This is a genomic window from Polyangium sp. 15x6, assembly GCF_029960785.1.
GTDB lineage: Bacteria > Myxococcota_A > Polyangia > Polyangiales > Polyangiaceae > Polyangium.
The window spans coordinates 25396-44762 of record NZ_JASBQE010000050.1; the positions used below are offsets into that span (position 1 = coordinate 25396).

General features: G+C 67.4%; 17 protein-coding genes. 8 read left to right on the plus strand and 9 right to left on the minus strand.

Annotated features, from left to right (window positions below):
* Positions 1–73: 73 nt before the first annotated feature.
* Positions 74–1048: an NAD-dependent epimerase/dehydratase family protein gene (locus tag QHF83_RS30785; protein WP_282421554.1), complete on the minus strand. Its 975-nt coding sequence runs from the start codon at positions 1046–1048 to the stop codon at positions 74–76.
* Between the two features lie 74 nt (positions 1049–1122).
* On the opposite strand from QHF83_RS30785, the gene QHF83_RS30790 reads away from it, so the two are divergent.
* The 7 genes from QHF83_RS30790 (at position 1123) to QHF83_RS30820 (ending at position 10066) form a co-directional block, all read left to right on the plus strand.
* On the plus strand, positions 1123–1908 hold the full coding sequence (locus QHF83_RS30790) for an alpha/beta hydrolase (protein WP_282421555.1): 786 nt from the start codon (positions 1123–1125) through the stop codon (positions 1906–1908).
* A 59-nt stretch (positions 1909–1967) separates the two neighbouring features.
* A complete protein-coding gene (locus QHF83_RS30795; RefSeq protein ID WP_282421556.1) occupies positions 1968–2990 on the plus strand; it encodes a PA0069 family radical SAM protein in 1023 nt (340 codons plus the stop codon).
* 332 nt (positions 2991–3322) lie between these two features.
* Entirely contained in the window at positions 3323–4513 is a 1191-nt protein-coding gene (locus tag QHF83_RS30800; protein WP_282421557.1) for a hypothetical protein, read from the plus strand.
* 119 nt (positions 4514–4632) lie between these two features.
* The gene (locus tag QHF83_RS30805; protein WP_282421558.1) at positions 4633–5808 is read left to right on the plus strand and encodes a hypothetical protein; all 1176 of its coding nucleotides are present in this window, start codon (positions 4633–4635) and stop codon (positions 5806–5808) included.
* A 200-nt stretch (positions 5809–6008) separates the two neighbouring features.
* Positions 6009–6914 carry an NAD(P)/FAD-dependent oxidoreductase gene (locus tag QHF83_RS30810; protein ID WP_282421559.1) on the plus strand — a complete coding sequence of 302 codons (906 nt, stop codon included), beginning with the start codon at positions 6009–6011 and terminating at the stop codon, positions 6912–6914.
* 49 nt (positions 6915–6963) lie between these two features.
* Positions 6964–9285, plus strand: coding sequence for an oligopeptide transporter, OPT family (locus QHF83_RS30815; protein ID WP_282421560.1), 2322 nt, complete (start codon positions 6964–6966; stop codon positions 9283–9285).
* 43 nt (positions 9286–9328) lie between these two features.
* Positions 9329–10066 carry a hypothetical protein gene (locus tag QHF83_RS30820; RefSeq protein ID WP_282421561.1) on the plus strand — a complete coding sequence of 246 codons (738 nt, stop codon included), beginning with the start codon at positions 9329–9331 and terminating at the stop codon, positions 10064–10066.
* Here the strand turns inward: QHF83_RS30820 and QHF83_RS30825 are convergent.
* Positions 10053–10505: a helix-turn-helix domain-containing protein gene (locus tag QHF83_RS30825; protein WP_282421562.1), complete on the minus strand. Its 453-nt coding sequence runs from the start codon at positions 10503–10505 to the stop codon at positions 10053–10055. The two genes, QHF83_RS30820 and QHF83_RS30825, sit on opposite strands and share 14 nt — an antisense overlap.
* 75 nt (positions 10506–10580) lie before the next feature.
* Between QHF83_RS30825 and QHF83_RS30830 the strand changes: the two genes are divergently transcribed.
* Entirely contained in the window at positions 10581–11438 is an 858-nt protein-coding gene (locus QHF83_RS30830) for a class I SAM-dependent methyltransferase (protein ID WP_282421563.1), read from the plus strand.
* Here the strand turns inward: QHF83_RS30830 and QHF83_RS30835 are convergent.
* The 7 genes from QHF83_RS30835 to QHF83_RS30865 all read right to left on the minus strand — a co-directional run bounded on the left by QHF83_RS30835 (position 11435) and on the right by QHF83_RS30865 (position 19079).
* Entirely contained in the window at positions 11435–14173 is a 2739-nt protein-coding gene (locus QHF83_RS30835) for an ATP-binding protein (protein ID WP_282421564.1), read from the minus strand. The genes QHF83_RS30830 and QHF83_RS30835 overlap by 4 nt on opposite strands.
* Before the next feature lie 21 nt (positions 14174–14194).
* Positions 14195–15172 (minus strand): response regulator, encoded by a 978-nt coding sequence (locus QHF83_RS30840; protein ID WP_282421565.1) that lies wholly within the window; start codon positions 15170–15172, stop codon positions 14195–14197.
* Complete coding sequence (locus QHF83_RS30845) at positions 15169–15543, minus strand: response regulator (RefSeq protein ID WP_282421566.1); 375 nt, start codon at positions 15541–15543, stop codon at positions 15169–15171. The genes QHF83_RS30840 and QHF83_RS30845 overlap by 4 nt, the downstream gene beginning before the upstream one ends.
* A gap of 23 nt (positions 15544–15566) precedes the next feature.
* Positions 15567–16271 (minus strand): STAS domain-containing protein, encoded by a 705-nt coding sequence (locus QHF83_RS30850; RefSeq protein WP_282421567.1) that lies wholly within the window; start codon positions 16269–16271, stop codon positions 15567–15569.
* 290 nt (positions 16272–16561) lie between these two features.
* On the minus strand, positions 16562–17551 hold the full coding sequence (locus tag QHF83_RS30855) for an ABC transporter substrate-binding protein (RefSeq protein WP_282421568.1): 990 nt from the start codon (positions 17549–17551) through the stop codon (positions 16562–16564).
* A 39-nt stretch (positions 17552–17590) separates the two neighbouring features.
* Positions 17591–18142 (minus strand): YtfJ family protein, encoded by a 552-nt coding sequence (locus QHF83_RS30860; protein ID WP_282421569.1) that lies wholly within the window; start codon positions 18140–18142, stop codon positions 17591–17593.
* 280 nt (positions 18143–18422) lie between these two features.
* Complete coding sequence (locus tag QHF83_RS30865) at positions 18423–19079, minus strand: hypothetical protein (RefSeq protein ID WP_282421570.1); 657 nt, start codon at positions 19077–19079, stop codon at positions 18423–18425.
* Positions 19080–19367 lie beyond the last annotated feature (288 nt).

The window sequence follows — 19367 nt, forward strand, 5'->3', positions numbered from 1 at the left end:
CAATGGCAATGCTCGGACGGCTCGGGATTCCACCGAACGAGCCCTCGGGATTTCCCTGGTAGAACGCAGAACGTCAGCCGTATCCCTTGGCGCGCAGCCAGGCGAAGCTCCTCGCCATTCCCTCGTCGAGCCCGATCCGCGGCCGGTAGCCGATCGACTTGATCCGCTCGATCCCGTATTGCCCGCGGCGCAGCACGTACCGCACGGCCTCGCGGTTCATCTCGAGCTCCCGCCCGAGCGCGGAGGCCGCGCGATCGAGCGCGGAGGCCGTGCGGAGCACGAGCGGCGCGGGGAGATCGGGGAGCCCGCGCAGGCCCAGGAATCGCTGGTAGTGGCTGAAAAATTCGCGTGCCGTCGTGCGCCGATCGTCGGTGACCGTGAAAGGCAGGCCGCTCTTTTTCGTCTCGAGGACGAGGTCGATCGCGTCGAGGAGGTTGTCCACGTATACGTGGTTCACGTGACGGGCCTTGCTATCGACGTAAATCCAGGACCGCGCCGCCATCATGCGCGTGGGCCGCTCCGTCCAGGGGATCGAGCCCGGGCCATAGATGTCGCCGGGCCGCACCACGTAGACGTCGAGCACGCCCGGCTCGTGCGCCGCGAGCGCGAGCGCCTCGCTTCGGATCTTCGTCGCGCAATAGGGATTGTCGAGGCCGCCCACGGGTCCGTCCTCGGCCACGCCGTCGGGGTAATCGAAGCCGTGCACCATCACCGACGAGATCATCACGAAATGGCGCACCCCCGCGCGCCGCGCCGCCACCAGCATCGCGCCCGTGCCGCCCACGTTCACCCGCTCGAAGAGCGCCATCGGGCCCGACTCTCGAACGACCGCGGCCGTGTGATAGACGATCTCCGCCCCCGCGCAGAGCGCCGCGCACGCCGCCGGATCCGAGACGTCGCCGCGGACGAGCTCGATCGAGGGGCCGCCCTCCCGTTCCGGCGCGAGATCGAGCCCTCGCACCGTCCTGCCGGCGGCGAGCGCACGCTTTGTGAGTGCCCGGCCGAGGAAGCCCGACGCGCCCGTGATGGCCACGACCGATCCGCTCATGTGTCTCCCCGCTCCTTCTCTCCGAGAGGCGCCGCATCTTGACCGCAAGGCCCCTTTCGGTTTTCTTTCATGCCATGCCCCACGTCGATCTGAATGGCCAGAAGATTTTCTACGAGGATTCCGGCGGCGACGGACCGCCCGTCGTCCTCGCGCATGGCTTCTTGATGGATCTCACGATGTTCGATCCGCAGATCTCGGTCCTCGCGCCCGAGTTCCGCGTGATCCGCTTCGACGCCCGCGGCTTCGGCCGCACGCAGAGCGACGGCAATCGCTTCACCTACTGGGACTCGGTCGAGGACTGCATTCGGCTCCTCGATCACCTCGGCATCGAGCGCGCCGTCGTCGGCGGCATGTCCCAGGGCGGCTTTCTCGCGCTGCGCGCCGCCTTGAAGTGGCCCGATCGCGTGAAGGCCCTCGTCCTCATCAACACGCAGGGCGGCGTCGACGACGCCGAGACCCTCGCCGGGAACCGCGGCATGCTGGAGACCTGGCGGCAGCAAGGCCCGATCGATCCGATCGTCCACGCGATCGCCGGCCTCATCCTCGGCGCGCCCGAGCACTGGGAGCCGTGGGTCTCGACGTGGCGAAAGACCCCGATCGAGGGCCTCGTGGCGCCCACGCTCGCCCTCATCGAGCGCGAGGACATCACCGATCGCCTCGCGGAGATCAAGCAGCCCGCCATCGTCTTCCACGGCGACGCGGACCTCGCGATTTCGATGGAGCGCGGCCGCCTGCTCGCGGACAAACTCTCGGGTTGCAAGAATTTCGTCACGGTGAAAGGCGCCGCCCACGCGTCGAACCTCACCCACGCCGATCAGGTGAACCCGCCGCTCCTCGCGTTCCTCCGCGCGTACGCGTGAGTTTGCCGGACTGAACATCCGAGCAGACAAACCGGGGCCGTCGCGCTAGGATGCGCGGCATGCCGCGCCCCGTGCAGAACCCGCCGAACCCCTGGGCGAAGACCGAGGTCGAGTGGCTCGACGAGCCGCCGAACGCGACGCTCCAGGTCTTCGAGGAGGAGGCCCGCTCGATCCTCTCCGAGAACGAGAGCCCGGATCTGCCCTTCCGCTTCAGCCTGAACCCCTACCGCGGCTGCATCCACGCCTGCGCCTACTGTTATGCCCGCCCGAGCCACCAGTACCTCGGCTTCGGCGCGGGCACCGATTTCGATCGCAAGATCGTGGTCAAGACGAACGCGCCGCGCCTGCTCCGCGAGGCGTTCGAGAGGCCGAGCTGGCGCGGCGACGGGATCGTCCTGTCCGGAAATACGGATTGTTATCAGCCGCTCGAGGCGAGCTACGAGCTCACGCGGCAATGCCTGGAGGTTTGCCTCGCCTTCACGAATCCGGTCTCGATCATCACGAAGAGCCGCCTCGTGGCGCGGGACGCGGGCCTCTTGGCGGAGCTCTCCCGGCGGGCGCGGGCGCACGTGTTCCTCAGCATCCCGTTCGCCGAGGACGAAGACGGGCGCAAGATCGAGCCTTGGGCGAGCAAGACGAGCCTGCGCTTCGGCGCCATGCGCGCCCTCGCCGACGCGGGCGTCCCGGTCGGTATCGCCATTGCGCCGGTCATCCCGGGGCTCAACGATTCCGACATCGCGGAGCTCCTCGAACGCGCGCGGGAGGCGGGGGCGGAGGCGGCGTTCCTGCAGCCCCTCCGGCTCTCGGCCGAGGTCCTGCCCGTCTTCGAGGAGCGGCTCGCCGAGGCGTACCCGCTCCGGGTGCAGAAAATTCGCAATGCGATCCAGGAGATGCGCGGCGGGAAGATGAACGAGAGCGCGTTCGGGGCGCGCTTCTCGGGGCTCGGGCCCCGGTGGGCGATGATCGTGCGGATGTTCGAGGCCCATTGCGCGCGGCTCGGCCTGAACCGGGAGCGGATCACCCGTGAGGCAAAGACCACGTTCCAGCGGCCGAAGCGACAGCTCTCGCTCTTCGACGAGTGATCCGCGAAACCGACCACGATACCATGGCCCGGGGCCGCGGCGCGCCGTTTTCCCTCCCGCGCCGCCCCGGGCCTCGAAATGGGCGAACCGAGAACCCGCCAGGTTACCACCGCCGGCGGACGGGCGACCATGAGAATCTACGCTGCGCCACCAATTCGGTCATGAAGTGAGATCCAGTTCACGGACCTCGCGCCTGCGCTCGATTCGACGCGGAAAATGAAGGAACGCGACGGCGGTCGGGTTACGCTGGAGATGGTCACTGCGTAACGACGTCCGGCGCCGCACCCCCACCCGGCGTGCACGTCTCCGCAGTGTCGGAGGTGAGGTGTGTCATGGCCAAGAGCCTGTCCCTGTTCCGTATTTCCGCCGCTCTTCTCCCCTGTGCGACGATCGCCGCGACCCTGCCGAGCTGCATCCTCGACGAGGAGGAGCCGAATGATATCGCGCAGTTCGGCCACGATTGGCAGGACGACGGCGACGACGAATCCAAGCTGGCCGCGTTCGAGGAAGAGGACGAACCCGAGGACGTCGAGCCGGACGATGTCGATGCCAAAGGAAAGAAGAGCAGTGGTAACCCGAGTCCCCAGGCGGGTGCGGCGTGTACCACGGTGGCCACCTTCAAATATGCAACGTCGGGGGACGTCACGACCGCCTCGATCAACACGACCGTCGTCGCCTGGTTCACGAAAGGCTCCTATACGGTCCGGATGACCGGTCCTTCGCGGACCTTCTCCGCCGGGGTGACCGGCGTGCCCTCCGTCACCACGACGATGTGGATTCGCACGCTCGCCACGCCCTTCGACCCCGTCACGATGGGGACCACGGCGCGCAGCGCATGGCTGAACGCCGCGCGCGTCGTCAATTGCGTGACGGGGACCTCGGACATCCTCGCCGTCGCTTACGAATACATCGAGGGCGCCTCGAAGGACGCTGCCTACGCGAACGGCGCGGACTTCCACGATTATCTTGGCCTTTCGTGGGACCCCGCCGACGGGAACATCGTCGCGGCGGATGCCACCCAGCTCGGCAGGATCGATTGCTCGGGCTTCTTGCGGCTCGTCTTCGGCTTCCGCGCGAATTTTCTTTATAGCGGCCTGGAGGCGAAGATCCCGATGTCGTTTTACGTGCCGGGCACGCTCACCCGCGCGAGCAAGGATCAATATCAATCGGGGCCGGGCAAGATCATCGTTCCTTTCCGCACCCAGCCCACGGGCGCCGTCGCCTTCAACGGCACGCCCACGACGACGGAGCTCTCGGCCATCCAGGTCGGCGATATCGTATTTTTCGATTCGAGCTGTGATTACGCGGTGTCCTCCCCCTCGTGCGGCACGGACTGGACCTCGATCAGCCACACCGGGATCTACGTCGGCCAGGACTCCGCGAACAACGCCCGCTTCCTCTCGTCCCGCTCGACGGCGAACGGCCCGACGGTCGCGAACACGGGCGGCTGGTCGGTCTTCAACAATGCCACCGGCATCTCCGGGACCTACCCGAAGCGCTTCCGCGGCGCGCGTCGGTTCTGATCCGCAAATTCGGCCGGCACACCCCTTGCAGCTTATCGTAGCCGAACCACGCCGCCTCCCCCGGCGGCAGGCGCGGAAGCCCCGGCGCCGCGAAACCCCGACCCTCGGAGGTTCCCCCCATGGCCACGATGCTCGCTGCACTTCGGTCTTTTGCCAGCGTCCTCGTCCCCGGAATCACGCTCGCCGCGACCCTCACCGGTTGCTTCGGCGGGGGTGGAAAAGATGCGCCCCCCCCCGCGGGCCAGGACGTGGAAATCACGGACGGTGACGAGCCCGACGAGACGGGCGGAGACGAGACGACGACGCCGCCGCCCGACGACGAGCCGGTCGTGGAGACGGAGGACGAACCGCAAGACGCGGGGCCGTGCGCGAAGGTCGCGACGTTCACGTTCACGAAATCGGGGGACACGAAGATCGCGTCGATCGACGGCGAGCCGGTCGCGTGGTTCACGCAGGGCGGGTATTCGGTGCGGATGATCGGGGCATCGCGCACGTTCGACGCGGGGGACAAGTCGGTCGCCACGGTCACGACGACGTCGTGGGTGCGGACGCTGAGCGAGCCGTTCGACATGGAGAAGACCTCGGAGACGATGCTCTCGGCGTGGCTCAATGCGGCCCGCGGCGTCAACTGCGACGCCGGCACGACCGACGTGCTCGCCATCTCCTACGACTACGTGGAGGGCGGCTCCGAGGACGCGCGGTACGCGCTCGGCGCCGATTTCCATGACTTCCTCGGCATCGACTGGGATCCCATCGACGCGCTGAAGATCCTGCCGGACCTCGGGTTCGAAGGCGCGCTCGACTGCTCGGGCTACATGCGCCTCGTCTGGGGCAGCCGCACGAACTTCACGTTCGAAGGGAAGGACGCGAGCATCCCGCTTTCCCTGAAGTCGCTCACCGGTCACCTGCCGCGCTCGAGCGAGGACATGTACCGGTCCGGCACGGGCAAGATCATCGTCCCCTTCCGCACGCAGCCCGCCGGCGCGCCCTCCTTCCAGGGCGCCCCGACCACGACCGAGCTCGCCTCGATCGAGCCGGGAGACCTCGTCTTCTTCGACACGTCGTGCAACTACGCGATCGCCACGGCCATCCTCTGCGGCAAGAATCCGAGCGCGATCAGCCACGTCGGCATGTTCGTGGGGCGCGATAGCGGCGGGAACTACCGCTTCATTTCGAGCCGCACGACGGCCAACGGCCCGACGGTGGGCAACACGGGCGGCTGGTCGATCTTCAACGGCGGCGTCGACGGCACGGGCTCGTACCCGCAGCGCTTCCGCGGCGCCCGCCGGATCTGAACCGAGCTCCCGGGGGGGTGAGGCTCCGACGCCTCAGGTACGTAAGACAAACCTGGATCTCCACTTATCCACCTGGATCACGGATGCACCAGGACCCCGGATCCTGATTCCTGCGTCTGGCGGCCTGGCTGGGCTTCCCGCGGGCCACTCCCGGTGCCAGGTTTCCCTCGGGGCGGTTCAACCGAGGGGAGGCGAGGGGGGTGGAACGCTTCGACGTGCTCATCGTCGGCGGAGGTCCGGCCGGACTCGGTGCGGCGCTGATTCTGGGGCGCTGCCGTCGCAAGGTGCTGGTCTGCGACGCCGGGACCCCTCGCAATGCGCCCGCGCGAGGCATTCACGGGCTCCTCGGGCACGACGGTTTGCCCCCGGCGGAGCTCTTGCGCCGCGGGCGCGAGGAAGCCCGGCGATACGGCGTCACGATTCGCGACGTCGAGGTCTGCGACGTCCGCCGGAGCGGGCATGGATTCGAGGCCGAGCTCGCGGACGGCGGCCGGGTCGAGGCGCGCAAGATCGTGCTCGCGACGGGGATGCTCGACGTCATTCCCTCGATCGAGGGCATCATCAAGTATTACGGGCGCGGCGTGTACCATTGCCCGATCTGCGACGGCTGGGAATGCCGGGACCAGCCGATCGGCGTCCTCGGCCCCGCGCACCGCGCGATTCGTGCTGCATTGCTGCTCCTCGGCTGGAGCGACGACGTGGTCGTCTTCACGCACGGCCCAGCCGCGCTGACGGACGACGACAGGCGCCTGCTCGAAAAACATCGAATCGGATTGCGGGAGACGCCCATCACGCGGCTCGAAGGCGACGGCGAGGAGCTTTCGCGGGTCGTGCTCGAGGACTGCGAGGTCGTGCCGCGGCGGGCGATCTTCCTGAAGACGGGCGAGGTGCCTCGATCGGACCTGCCCACGAAGCTCGGTTGCAAGATCAACGGCGACGGGACGACGGAGGCGGAGTTCCACGGGAGCACGGAATCCGAAGGCGTCTTCGTGGTGGGTGACGCTTCGCCGCGGGTCCAGCTCGTCAGCGTGGCGCAGGCCGAAGGGGCGGCCGCCGCCGTCCGCATCAATGCCATCTTGCAGGCCGAGGACCTCGCATCTCGTTGAGCGTGTGAGAGTGGAAGACATCCCCCTGTCCATTTGATAGGGTGCGGCAATGTCCGCGTCCTCCCCCGTCCCCGATGCCGAGGCCGCCGTCCCCGATGCATCGGCCTCGCACGCGCCTCACGAGCCCTATGTACCCGCGCGCGAGAGCCCACGCGAGCTCACCGTGCGCGCCGTGGCGCTCGGCGCGCTGCTCGGCATCGTCTTCGCCGCCTCCTCGGTCTACCTCGCCCTCAAGGTCGGCTTGACCGTCTCGGCGTCCATTCCGATCGCCGTCATGTCGATCACGATCTTCCGCTTCTTCGGACGCGCGACGATCCTGGAGAACAACATCGTCCAGACGACGGGCTCCGCGGGCGAGTCGATCGCGGCGGGCGTGGCATTCACGCTGCCGTCGCTCCTGCTCATGGGCTACGACCTCGCGGCGGGCCGGGTGCTCCTGCTCTCCGTGCTCGGCGGCTTGCTCGGCGTGCTGATGATGATCCCGCTCCGGCACGGGCTCATCGTGGAGGAGCACGGAAAACTGACATACCCCGAGGGCACGGCCTGCGCCGACGTGCTCGTCGTGGGCGAGACGGGCGGCACGAACGCGAAGACCGTGTTCGCGGGCTTCGGGCTCGGGTTTCTGTACAAGCTCCTCGGCGACCCGCTGAAGCTCTTCAACATGAACCCCGCCCATCGGTTCACGAGCTGGAAGGGCGCGAGCGTCGCGGGGGAGCTCACGCCGGAAATGCTCGGCGTCGGCTACATCATCGGCCCGAAAACGGCGAGCACCACGATGGCGGGCGGCGTCCTCGCGTATCTCGTGCTCATCCCGCTCATCGCGTTCTTCGGCGACAGGATCGATAGCCCGATTTTCCCGGCGACGACGCTCATTCGCGACATGTCGCCGAACGACATCCGCAGCCGGTACGTGCTTTACATCGGCGCGGGCGCGGTGGCGACGGGCGGCTTCATCAGCCTCGGCCGCGCGCTGCCCACGATCGTCAAGGCGTTCCGGAGCGGCATCAAGAGCTTCCGCGCGGGCAAGGCGGCGAAGGAGGTGCCGCGCACGGAGAAGGACCTGCCGTTCTCGGTGGTCGTGTATGGCCTCGTCGCGCTCCTGCTCGCGATATGGCTCGCGCCCATGCTCGGGATCACGCTGCCCACGGCCATTCTGATCATGCTCTTCGGCTTCGTGTTCGTGACCGTCTCCTCGCGGATCTGCGGCGAGATCGGCTCGTCGTCGAACCCGATCTCGGGCATGACGGTGGCGACGCTGCTCATCACGTGCCTGCTCTTCCTGGCGATGGGCTGGGTCGGCGTGGAGCACCGGGCGATGGCGCTCTCGACGGCGGCGATCGTGTGCATCGCGGCCTCGAACGGCGGTGCGACGAGCCAGGACCTGAAGACGGGGTATCTCGTGGGCGCGACGCCGCGAAGGCAGCAGATTGGCCTGCTCGTCGGTGTCGTGACGAGCGCGCTCGTCATCGGCTACACGCTGCTCTTCCTCAATGCGTCCTACACGACGCGGGCCGCCGAGACGTACGACGTGCCCATTCCGGTCGAGTCGATCACCGCGCAGGTGGAGAAGGGTCCGGACGGGAAGGACTATCGCGTCGCTTATCAGCCGAACTCGGGCGCGGCCATTCCGCAAGGAAAATACCTGGTCGAGGAGTCGGGGAAGGTGGCGTTCGTCATCGACCCCGGCATCGGCGGGCGCGTGCCGCACGAGCCGAAGAAGCTCGAAGGCGACGTCGCCGTGCCCGAGAACGCGGCGAGCAAGGGCACGATGCTCGGCCCGGATCGCAAATCGTACACGGTCTTCGAGGTGGCCGAAGGCGGGGCGATGCACGCCGGGCGGTACCTCGGCGAGGACGGGAAGCTCGTCTACGAGCTGCGCGAGGTGAAGAAGCTCGACGCCCCGAAGGCGAGCCTCTTCGCGCTGATCATCGACGGCATTCTCACGCGCAAGCTGCCCTGGAGCCTCGTGCTCATCGGCGTGATGCTGGCGATCGTGATGGAGCTCTGCGGCGTATCGGCGCTGCCGTTCGCGGTCGGCGTGTACCTGCCGATCTCGACGAGCGTGCCCATTTTCGTCGGCGGCATCGTGCGGTGGCTGGTCGACAGGAAGCGCGGGCAGGCGGGCGGCGACGAGGAGTTCAGCCCGGGCACGCTGCTCAGCTCGGGATACATCGCGGGCGGCGCGATCGCGGGCCTCGTCGCGGCGCTCGTCGCGGGGCTCGGCATGGAGCACAAGTTCGACCTCTCCACCGTGTTCACGCAGTTTTCGACCTCGAACCTCTCGGGCGTGATCGCGTTCGGCGCGATCGCGGCCGCGCTTTACTGGGCCGCCGTTCGGGGGAAGTCGGCCGTCGGCAAGAACGAGGGTTGAAGGGCCGGGGGGCGCGGCGCGGACCTTGCCAGCCGCCCCCCCGATGTCTCCTCGAAACGTACTGAAATACCTCCTCGTCATCCTGTTTTTCCCCGCCTGCTCGGGCGGCGATCCCGAATCCTTCACCGAAGACCCCGAATTCCTCGCCGAAGAAACCGAATCCCTCGCCGAGGACGTATCCGCGATCGCGCGACGCTGCGAAGTCGGCTCCGATTGCGCCGCGGGGCTCGGCTGCGTCCAGGGTGTCTGCTCGCCGTGCAATCGTCACGCACACTGCGCGAGCGACGTGTGCGACCTTTACCAGGGCGGCCGGTGCATCCCCGAAAGAGACGTCCTTTACGTGGGCCGCAAGGTCGTCGTCGACTACGAAGAATGCGAACGCGCCACGGGCGCGAGGCACGATCCATTTTGCCAGATCCGGGACGCCATTCCTGCGCTGGGCAGCGGGAAAAAGGTGATCCGTGTCGCGCCGGGGTTCTATTTGCCATTCCACGTCAGCGCCGGCGAGGCGTTCACCGTCTACGGACCGGCCGGCGAGGGCGGGATCGCGCAGGTCACCGAGGAGGACGTGGGCGGATTGAGCGTGCGGGGCGGTGCGAACGTCGTGCTCGATGGGCTCGAGATCGGCCGCTATTCGTATCGCTCCGGCCTGCGCTGCGAGGGCCCGGGGACGCGGCTCGTCGTGCGGCGCAGCCAGATCTTCACCGACACGAGGGCGCCCATGCACTCGAATGGATGTGACCTGAAGCTCGAGCACACCGAGGTCTTCACCCGCGATTAGTCCCGTTTCGTGGTGGCCGCGGAGCCCTCTTTTTTCGCGCTCCGAGAGCTCCAGATGCGGTGGCCCGAAGCAGGCGGCGGAAGGTGGGGCATTCCATGTGGCTCGGCGCGCGGCACGCAGCGGCGTGCCGGAGGCCGTCGCGCATGGCACTCAGTTCACGGATTGTCTTGTCGAGTTCGTCCGCCTTGGCCACGAGCATCTGCCGATCGATGTGCGGTCGCCCGTCCGGCGCGAACATGAGCGCGATCTCGTCGAGCGAAAAGCCGGCGGCGCGCCCCAGCGCGATCAGCGCCAGCCGCTCCAGCACGCCGGGCTCGAACAGACGGCGCAGGCCCCGCCTGCCGATCGAGGCGATGAGCCCCTTTTCCTCATAGAACCGCAGCGTCGAGGCAGGAACGCCGGACCGCTGCGCCACCTCGACGATGTCCAGGTTTCTCACCCTCTTGACCTCAAGTCGACTTGAACTGGCATGGTGCAGCTCCTGCTTCTCGAAGGCAAGGAAAAGGAGAGGACCATGGATGCAACGCGACATGCGGACAACGAGCAGGCGAAGCTTTGGAACGGCCTCGCCGGACGCGCCTGGGTCGATGCCCAGGCGCTGCTCGACCAGATGTTCGAACCGTTCGAGGACCTACTCGTCGAAGCGGTCTCCGCCGAATCCGGAGGCCGCGTGCTCGACGTCGGCTGCGGCACGGGCACGACGACGCTCGCCGTGGCGCGGAAGCTCGGAGCGAAGGGCCGCTGCGTCGGCATCGACATCTCGGAGCCGATGATCGCCGCCGCCCGGACCCGCGCCGAACGAGAACACACGCCGCCGAGCTTCGTCCGCGCCGACGCGCAGAGCCACGCATTCGAGCCTGCGAGCTACGACAACATCATCTCGCGCTTCGGCGTCATGTTCTTCGACGACCCTGTCCGGGCCTTTGCGAACCTGCGACGCGCCGCGAGGGACGGCGCCGAGCTCCGGTTCATCGCCTGGCGGAGCGCCACGGAAAACCCCTTCATGACGACGGCCGAGCGCGCCGCGGCGCCGCTCTTGCCGAACCTCCCCGCCCGCCGTCCGGATGCGCCGGGGCAATTCGCCTTCGCGGATCAGCGCCGGGTGCACACCATTCTCGAAGAGAGCGGCTGGGCCGAGATCGAGATCCGGCCCATCGATGTCGAATGCATCCTGCCCGAGAAGGAGCTCGTCCGTTACCTGAGCCGGCTCGGTCCCGTTGGCCTGCTCCTTCAACAGTCGGACGAACGGACGCGCACGCAGGTCATCGAAACGGTCCGCGCCGCCTTTGATCCCTACGTGCACGGAGCCGAAGTCCGCTTCACGGCCGCCTGCTGGAACGTCGGCGCCCGAGCGCCGTCTGCTTCCGCCTAAATATCCTCCGCCTCGCGCGGCGCCGGCGTGCGCGGCAGGGTCACCGTGAACGTCGTCCCCTTGCCGAGCGCGCTCTTCATTTCGATCGTCCCGTCCATCATCTCCACGAGCCGCTTCGTGATGGAGAGGCCGAGCCCGGTCCCCCCGTATTTGCGGCTCGTCGAGAGGTCGGCCTGCGTGAAGGGCTGGAAGAGCCGGCTTTGCTGCTCGGGCGACATCCCGATGCCCTCGTCCTCCACGACGAGCCGCACGCAAGGCCGGTTTCCCGCCTCGTGGAGCGACGCAGAGAGCACGATACGCCCGCCCTTCGTGAACTTGGCCGCGTTGCTGAGCAGGTTGTTCAGCGTCTGCATCACGCGCTTCTTGTCCGCGACCATTTCGATCGGCTGGGCGGCGCCCTCGACGATCAGCTTGCTGCCATTGCGATCCACCATGGGCTGCACCGTCCCGCGCACCTCTTCGAGGAGCGCGGCGAGGTCGAACGGCGTGGGATCGAGGACCATCCGGTTCGCCTCGATCTTCGACAGATCGAGCACGTCGTCGACGAGCATCAAGAGCTGCTTGCCCGCCTGCCGGATCTTGCCGAGGTCGGGGACGATCGCCTTGTACCCGCCCTCGTCGGCCTCCTCCTCGAGCATCTCGCTGTAACCGATGATCGCATTCAGCGGCGTGCGCAGCTCGTGGCTCATGTTCGCGAGGAACTGGCTCTTCGCATGGTTCGCCGCCTCCGCCGCGCTCGCGAGCGTCTCGGCCTCGGCGCGCGCTTGTCGGAGCGCGCCCTCCGTCTTTTCGTGCTCCTTGATTTCCTGTTCGAGCTCGACGTTTTGCCGGTCGAGCTCCTCTTCGACGAGCTCGCGGCTCTCCCACGAGAGCACGAGCCACCACGCGCCCACGCCGACGAGCACCACGACCGCCGCATAAAGCCCGGTCAGCGTACGCCCGAGCGCGGCGCGCGCCTCGCCGGTCACGGCCGAGGCCTGGTGGAACAGGAAAAACACGAGCGCCGCCGCGAACGCCAGGCCCGCATAGACGGCGGCGAAGCGCAAAAGGCGCGAGGCGAGGCGCGGCGCGAGTTTTCCTTCGAGGAACGTCGCGATGCGCCGGCGGCTCTCGGTCTTCGATTTGCAGGCGTCGTGGCAGCGCCCGTCGAGCGTGCAGCAGAGCGAGCAGATCGAGCCCTGGTAGACAGGGCAATGGGCCATGTCCTGCGGCTCGTACGAATGCTCGCAGATGCAGCACGGCTCGCTGCCGTGGGCCTTGTCGTTCGAGAAATGGTCGTTCGTGCGGGCGATGTAATATTTGCCCTTCGTCGCCACCGCGATGAGCGGCGAGAGCACGAACGCGAGGCCGAGGGCGAGGAACGACGAATACGCCTTCAGCGCCGGGCCGAAGAGGCCGGTGTAGCAGAGCATGGATACGACCGAGGCCGCGGCCATCGACCCGAAGCCGACCGGGTTCACGTTGTACAGGTGCGCCCGCTTGAACTCGATGTACTTTGGAGACAAACCAATCGGTTTGTTCACCACGAGATCGGCGACGATGGCCCCGATCCACGCGATGGCCACGTTCGAATACAGCGCGAGCACCTTGTCCAGGGTGTGGAAGACCCCGAACATCATGAGGAGCAGCGCGATCGCCACGTTGAACACGAGCCAGACCACCCGGCCGGGGTGGTTGTGCGAGAGGCGCGAGAAGAAGTTCGACCAGGCGAGCGAGCCCGCGTAGGCGTTCGTCACGTTGATCTTGAGCTGCGAGACGAGCACGAGCAGGATGCCCGCCCCGATCATCATGTTCCGGCTCGAAAAGACGTATTCGTAGCCGGCCACGTACATCCAGATCGGCTGCAGCGCCTTCTCCACGCTCGTGCCGTGCCGGATCGCGAGCGTGGCGAGGAACGCGCCCGCGAGCTGCTTGGCGCCCCCGAGCACGATCCAGCCCGGGCCCGCGGCGAGCAGGGCGAACCACCAGACCTTGCGGTTCGATTTCGTCTTGTCCGGCATGAACCGGAGGTAATCGACCTGCTCGCCGATCTGGACGATGAGCGAGAACGACACGTTCGCGGCGAGCCCGAACAGGATCGGATCGAAATGGCGGCCGCTCGGGGAATCACCGGCGAAGCTCGTCCAGCCGGCGAGCGCGGAAGGGTCCTTCTCGAAGACGTAGACGAACGGCAGGATCATGAGGACCAGCCAGAGCGGCTGGGTCCAGAGCTGGAACCGGTTGATCAGCGTGACGCCGAAGAGGACGAGCGGGATGATGCAGAGCGAGCTCACGAGATAGCCGGCCGCGAGCGGCATCCCCAGCCAGAGCTCCAGCGCCTGGGCCATGATCGAGGCCTCCAGCGCGAAAAAGATGAACGTGAACGAGGCGTAAATGAGCGAGGTGATTGTCGAGCCGATGTACCCGAACCCGGCGCCGCGGGTCAAAAGGTCCATGTCGAGGTTGTATTTCGCGGCGTAATACGTGATCGGGACGCCGGTCAGGAAGATGATCGCGCTGCAGACGACGATCGCCCAGAAGGAGTTCTGGAACCCGTAATGGACGACGAGCGAGCCACCGATCGCCTCCAGCGCGAGGAACGAGATGCCCCCGAGCGCGGTGCTCCCGAGCAGGAGCGGGGACCATTTGCGGAAGGACCTCGGCGCGTACCGCAGCGAGTAGTCCTCCATCGTCTCGTTGGCGACCCAGCCGTTGTACTCGCGCCGCTCCCGGACGATTTGCCTGACGAGCTGCATCGTTCTTCCGAAACGGTGGCGTCAGCGCGCGCCCTGGATCTCCGCCAGCATTCCCTGGTAGGCGCGCTCGCGCTCGCGGTGCCGCCGGAGCTCGAGGGCCATGCGGATCCGCGCACGGAGCAGCACCATGTGGAAGGGCTTCGTCACGTAATCGTCGGCGCCGCGCTCGAGCGCCGAGACCACGCCGTCGAACTCGTCGAGCGCGGAGAGCACGATGATCGGAAAGCGCCCGAGGCGGCCCTCCGCCCGGAGGACGTCGAGCACCTCGATGCCGCTCCGATCCGGCATGACGAGGTCGAGCAAGACCAGATCGAATTCACGCGTCCGGAGGAGCTCGAGCGCCGGCTCGCCGCCGTTCGCCTCCTCGACGTCGTGCCCCTTTCGGACGAGCCATTGGCGCAGCACGTCCCGGGTGACGGAGTTGTCGTCGACGAGCAAGATACGGCCCCGCTCGGCGGACGGCGCCTCGGAGAGGCGCGCCTCGCTCGCCGGATCCGCGGCCTTCGGCATTCCGCCGATCCTGGGCGCGTGGGGCAAAAGATCGAGCGCGTAGCCGGCGAGGAGATCGTTCAGCATGACCCCCGCCGCCTGAATGCGGCAAAGCGTGGGGATGAGGGCGTAATGCCCGGCGCCCTCGGCCGCGGCGACGAGGCGCGCGCAGAGGGGCGCAATGGCCGAGGCGGGCTCGGCGCAGGCGTCGCCGAGATCGCGCACGAGGCGCGGCAACGTGAGGGCCGACAGATCCCGCAGCGACTCCGCGCCGAGGCGCTCGTTCACGAGCGAAAGCACGGCCGCGCCGGCGCTGCGCAAGGCTTTGAGCTCGGCGCGGATCTCCTCGGGGCCCTCCAGCGTCTCCAGGAGGTCCTCGCTGTATCCGATCACGGCCGTGAGCGAGGTCCGCAATTCGTGACGAAGGTGCGCGACGAGGCGCCGCAGCTCCTCCTCGCTCGGCGCGGGACGGCTCGGGGGCGATGTATCGGGGCGATCGGGGTGGCTCATGACGCCTTCCTCTCGAGGAGCGCCCGCATCTTTCCGAGCAAGCGATCGATGTCCACGGGTTTGACATCGTAATCGTCCGCGCCGGCCGCGAAGGCGTGCTCGCGGTCCTCGGCCATGGCGCGCGCGGTGAGCACGATGATCGGCACGGCGCGCGTCCGCGCGTCCGCCTTGAGCTTGCGCGTGACCTCCAGGCCGTCGATGTCCGGCAAGGTCATATCCATCAGGACGAGGTCCGGGATCGCCTCCTCGACCATGCGGATGCCGGTCCCCCCGTCCTCCGCGATCCGCACCGAAAACCCCCGGCGCCCGAGGCGGCGCGCGAGCATGTCGCGATTCATTTCGTTGTCCTCGACGAGCAGGATGTCGGGCATGGCTTTGACCTCCCTTCGAAGCGCTAGGCGCTCTGGCCGGTGGGTTTGGAGAGGCGTCGGAGCGCGAATTGCAGCGCGGCCTGCAGCTTGCCGAACGAGAGGAGCTCGCCGAGCCCGACGTCGAGCCCGACGAGGGCGCTCGCGACGCGCGGCGAGAGCCCCGAGAGCAGGCAAGAGGTGCCGAGCAGGCGGGCGGCGCGGCTCATTTTGACGAGGTGATCGGCGGTCTCGGTGTCCATGTCGTCGACGCCGGTGAGGTCGAGAACGACGAACGTGCTTTGCGTGTCGACGACCGCTTCGAGCAAGCTGCCCATCATGTCGGAGGCCCGACGCGCGTCGAGCCCGCCCACGATGGGCAATACGAGGATGTGGTCCCAGACCTGGATGACGGGCGTGAAGAGCGCGCGGATGGTCTCTTGTTGCTCCTCGATCTTGGCGAGCTTGTCGGTGAGCTCCAGCGTCCGCTCCCGCACCTTTTCTTCGAGCCGTTCGTTGGCCTGACGCAGCGCTTCCCGGGACGACTCGAGCTCCTTCTGGAACGAAGCGAGTTTTTGGTACGCGTCCGAGAGCGAGTCGTTCACCGATTTCCAGAACGCTTGCTGCTGCTGTGACTCCCGCTGCATTTTTTTGATCTGCCAGAACGCCGTCTCCAGCTCCTTGCCGGAGAGGATGGCGCCTTCGGGAATCTCGGCTGCTCGGAAAAAATCTTGCGCAGACAATTCGGGCATCGCCCCCCGCTCCTCATCCACCCCCTATCCCAGCGCCGACATTACCAGAGGACCGGCGAGCGACCAAGCCCAGACGGCGTGTTTCATTCCACGATCGATTTTCGCGGAACCACGTATGCGTGTGTGATCCGTAATGTCGCCCCGCGCAACCAATCCAGCGCACGAGTGCTGTTCGGACGGAACGCGTCTTCTTTGGCGCGCATGGGGCGTCGTATGCGCGACGCGCGGATGCCCCCTCACGGGGGGAGCGACGTCCCGCCCTCGGGCACCGGCGTCCTGTTTTCGATGGATCAGTCTTCGAGCGCGACGAGGTATTCGTCGAGCGGCGGCACCTTGTCGATGATGCCGAGGTCGAGCAGCTGCTTGCCGAGCGTGTCCCAGCGCTCGCGCGTCATCATCCCGAGCTTCTTCGTTTGCGGGTTCTCGACGAGCGGCTTCTGCGCCGCGGCCGCCGCGGCGAACGTCTCGGCGTCCATGGTCGTATTGAGCTTTTGCATCACCGCATTCGCGGGGGCCGGGTCGTCGAGGTAGGCGCGCAAGCCTTCCCGCGAGGCGCGCACGAACGCGCGGACCTTGTCCGGGTTCTCCTTCCAGAGCGCCTTGCGCGTGATGATGACCGTGCCATACGGGTCGAATCCCTCGTCGGCGACGAGAAAGACCTTCGGCTCCGCGCCCTTCTTCCGCGCCGCGATCGGCTCCGACGTGATGAAGCATTGCTGGGCGTATTCCTTGTCCAGCACGAACCGGGCGACGCCGCCGTCGTAAGGAACGACCTTCACCTTGTCGAATCCGTATTTCTTCTTGAGATAAGCGGCGTACGCGGTGCCGGGCTCGATCGCGAGGGTGCCGGATTGGAAGACGTCGGCCATGCTCTTCGCGCCGCGCGACGCGTGGACCATGATGGCTTGCGGGAATGTCTGGTACGTGGCGAAGACCGGGATCACGTCGGCGCCGCGGGCGCGGGCGATGATGAGCTCGTCCGCGCCGACGACGCCGAAGTCGCTCTGGCCGTTCGCGACCATCTGCAGGACGGGCACGCCCGCGCCGCCGGGCATGATGTCCACGTCGAGACCGGCGCGCTTGTACGCGCCCGCCTCGCGGGCGGCATAAAACCCTCCGAACTCCGGCTCGGGCACCCAGTTGAGCGTGAGCTTGACCTTGCCCGCCGCCGCGCCCCCGCCCTCCGCGGAGCCCTTGCACCCCGCGGCGGTCGCGAGGATCCCGAGCGAGAGCAAGAGCCAGGTGCGGCGGGGAAGGCGGGAGGGAGGCGCCGTTTTCATACCGGCGTTGATCTCACAGCCGCGGATGCGCTGCAAGCCTCAGCGAACTTGCGCCCAGAGGAGCGCGAAAAGCTTGCTCCGCGCCGGGGCGTCGAGCTTTCCCTCCGCCGCATATTCGACCCGCCCGTCCTTGCCGACGAGGATCACGCTGCTCACGCCGCGCCGCAGGCCATACGCGCTCCGGAATTGGCCATCCCAGTCGCAATAGATCGGCTGCCCGACCTCCACGGCCTTCTTGCGCACGGAGCGCTCGGCGAAGCCGCGCAGCGGCCAGGAGCGGTAATCGCTCGTGTCGGCAATGGCCACGAACTGGATCTGCTTCGCCTCGGCTTTCGTGTCCGAGAGCTTGTTGAGCTCGTCCTTGAGCGCCCGGTTTTGCGTCGCCGACTTGCGATCCTCGTAGAGAATGAGCATCGGCTTTTTCCGGGGAAACGCGAGATCCATGACGCGCCCGTCCGGATCCTCGACCACGACCCGCCGCGCCGATTGCCCCACGCTCGGCAGGGCCAGCGCCGAGCCCGCGGGGATCAGGAGGAGCAGGGAGAGGATCATCAGGAAGAATCGGAGCTTGCGGACGAACGTCTGTTGCATGGACTTGCCTTCTCGCCTCGATCGTCTGGGGGACGCGGGGCGTAGCACCCATGGGTACAGGAGGCATGCCAAGGCAGGACGCTATCTTCCGAACCGGGGGGATGTGTCTCCAGGGGTCGCCCGCCCGATTCCGACGCATCCGGAGCGCCCTCCGGAGCTCTCGCGCGCCATTCCGACGTGTCCGGATCGTCCTCCGGAGCTCTCGCGCGCCATCCCGACGCGTTCGGATCGTCCTCCGGAGCTCTTGCGCGTCATCCCGACGGGTGGGGACGCTCGTTCTTCAGCCCTCCGAGCCGCCGCCCTTCCTCCGCCTCGCGCCGCTCGGCTTGGGGAAGAACTTCTCCGCGGCGGGTTTTCCGAGCTCGCTGACGAGCAGACCATACACCTTGGTCATGATGCGCCGAAAAGCCTCCTCGGCGGCGTCGAGCCGGGTCGAGGCGAGCGACTCCGCGGTCAGGGACGTGGCGAGTGCTTTCTCGGAGGCGTCGAAGGCGGCGAGGCCGGCGGCGATCTTCAGGACGGCGTCCTTTCGGACCTCGTCATTCGCGGGGAGGTGCTCGGTCAATCGTTTCTGGAGCTCGTCGTACCGCTTCTTTTCTTCATCGATGGGGGCGGCGGTATAATATCCGATTCCATCGGGAAAGATGAGCGTATACGGCGCCTTCTTGACGGCGTCGGCGCTGCGCCCGGCGAGGTTCGCTCGTGCGTCTTGCGCGACGGAATCGAGCTCGTCGTCGGCCGCGTCGCGATCGGCGCGCGCGTCCTGCACGGGGCCCTTCGCGTCTTCCCATTCACGACCGCGCTGGAGGACGAGGAGTGTCGCCGCCTCGACGTCGGCCGCGAGCGCGGCCCGCTGGGCCCGGCGGAGGCGCCGCGAGACGTAACGGCCGTAATGGACGTTGTGGCTGAAAGCGGCATCTTCGTCGGGGAGGCGCATAGAGGGGACCCTTTCTCCTTTTGAACGGCGGCCGAGGCTACGGGGGGTGGGGGAGGGTGTCAAGAGGTTGACGGTGGCCTGTGGCGGGAGGGCCTGCGCGGGGCGTGGTCATGGGCCCTTTCGCTGGGCTTCGAGCTTGTCGCGGAGTTCAAGGGGTTTGGTCTTCGTCCGGGGTACTGCGGCGCGCCTCGTCGATCCGCCGCGTCCTCTTCCCCGGGATTGGTTCGCCCCTTCGTTGGGCCAGGAGCTCGTCACGCAGCTTCCGCAGGGGGCCGAGGTGGTATTCAT

Bases quoted from the DNA above. Each gene is read 5' to 3' on its own strand.
- QHF83_RS30830 (WP_282421563.1), top strand. From the start codon at position 10,581: ATGGATGCAACGCGACATGCGGACAACGAGCAGGCGAAGCTTTGGAAC.
- QHF83_RS30840 (WP_282421565.1), bottom strand. From the start codon at position 15,172: ATGAGCCACCCCGATCGCCCCGATACATCGCCCCCGAGCCGTCCCGCG.
- QHF83_RS30860 (WP_282421569.1), bottom strand. From the start codon at position 18,142: ATGCAACAGACGTTCGTCCGCAAGCTCCGATTCTTCCTGATGATCCTC.
- QHF83_RS30865 (WP_282421570.1), bottom strand. From the start codon at position 19,079: ATGCGCCTCCCCGACGAAGATGCCGCTTTCAGCCACAACGTCCATTAC.
- QHF83_RS30785 (WP_282421554.1), bottom strand. From the start codon at position 1,048: ATGAGCGGATCGGTCGTGGCCATCACGGGCGCGTCGGGCTTCCTCGGC.
- QHF83_RS30855 (WP_282421568.1), bottom strand. From the start codon at position 17,551: ATGAAAACGGCGCCTCCCTCCCGCCTTCCCCGCCGCACCTGGCTCTTG.
- QHF83_RS30850 (WP_282421567.1), bottom strand. From the start codon at position 16,271: ATGCCCGAATTGTCTGCGCAAGATTTTTTCCGAGCAGCCGAGATTCCC.
- QHF83_RS30800 (WP_282421557.1), top strand. From the start codon at position 3,323: ATGGCCAAGAGCCTGTCCCTGTTCCGTATTTCCGCCGCTCTTCTCCCC.
- QHF83_RS30815 (WP_282421560.1), top strand. From the start codon at position 6,964: ATGTCCGCGTCCTCCCCCGTCCCCGATGCCGAGGCCGCCGTCCCCGAT.
- QHF83_RS30790 (WP_282421555.1), top strand. From the start codon at position 1,123: ATGCCCCACGTCGATCTGAATGGCCAGAAGATTTTCTACGAGGATTCC.
- QHF83_RS30795 (WP_282421556.1), top strand. From the start codon at position 1,968: ATGCCGCGCCCCGTGCAGAACCCGCCGAACCCCTGGGCGAAGACCGAG.
- QHF83_RS30820 (WP_282421561.1), top strand. From the start codon at position 9,329: ATGTCTCCTCGAAACGTACTGAAATACCTCCTCGTCATCCTGTTTTTC.
- QHF83_RS30835 (WP_282421564.1), bottom strand. From the start codon at position 14,173: ATGCAGCTCGTCAGGCAAATCGTCCGGGAGCGGCGCGAGTACAACGGC.
- QHF83_RS30805 (WP_282421558.1), top strand. From the start codon at position 4,633: ATGGCCACGATGCTCGCTGCACTTCGGTCTTTTGCCAGCGTCCTCGTC.
- QHF83_RS30845 (WP_282421566.1), bottom strand. From the start codon at position 15,543: ATGCCCGACATCCTGCTCGTCGAGGACAACGAAATGAATCGCGACATG.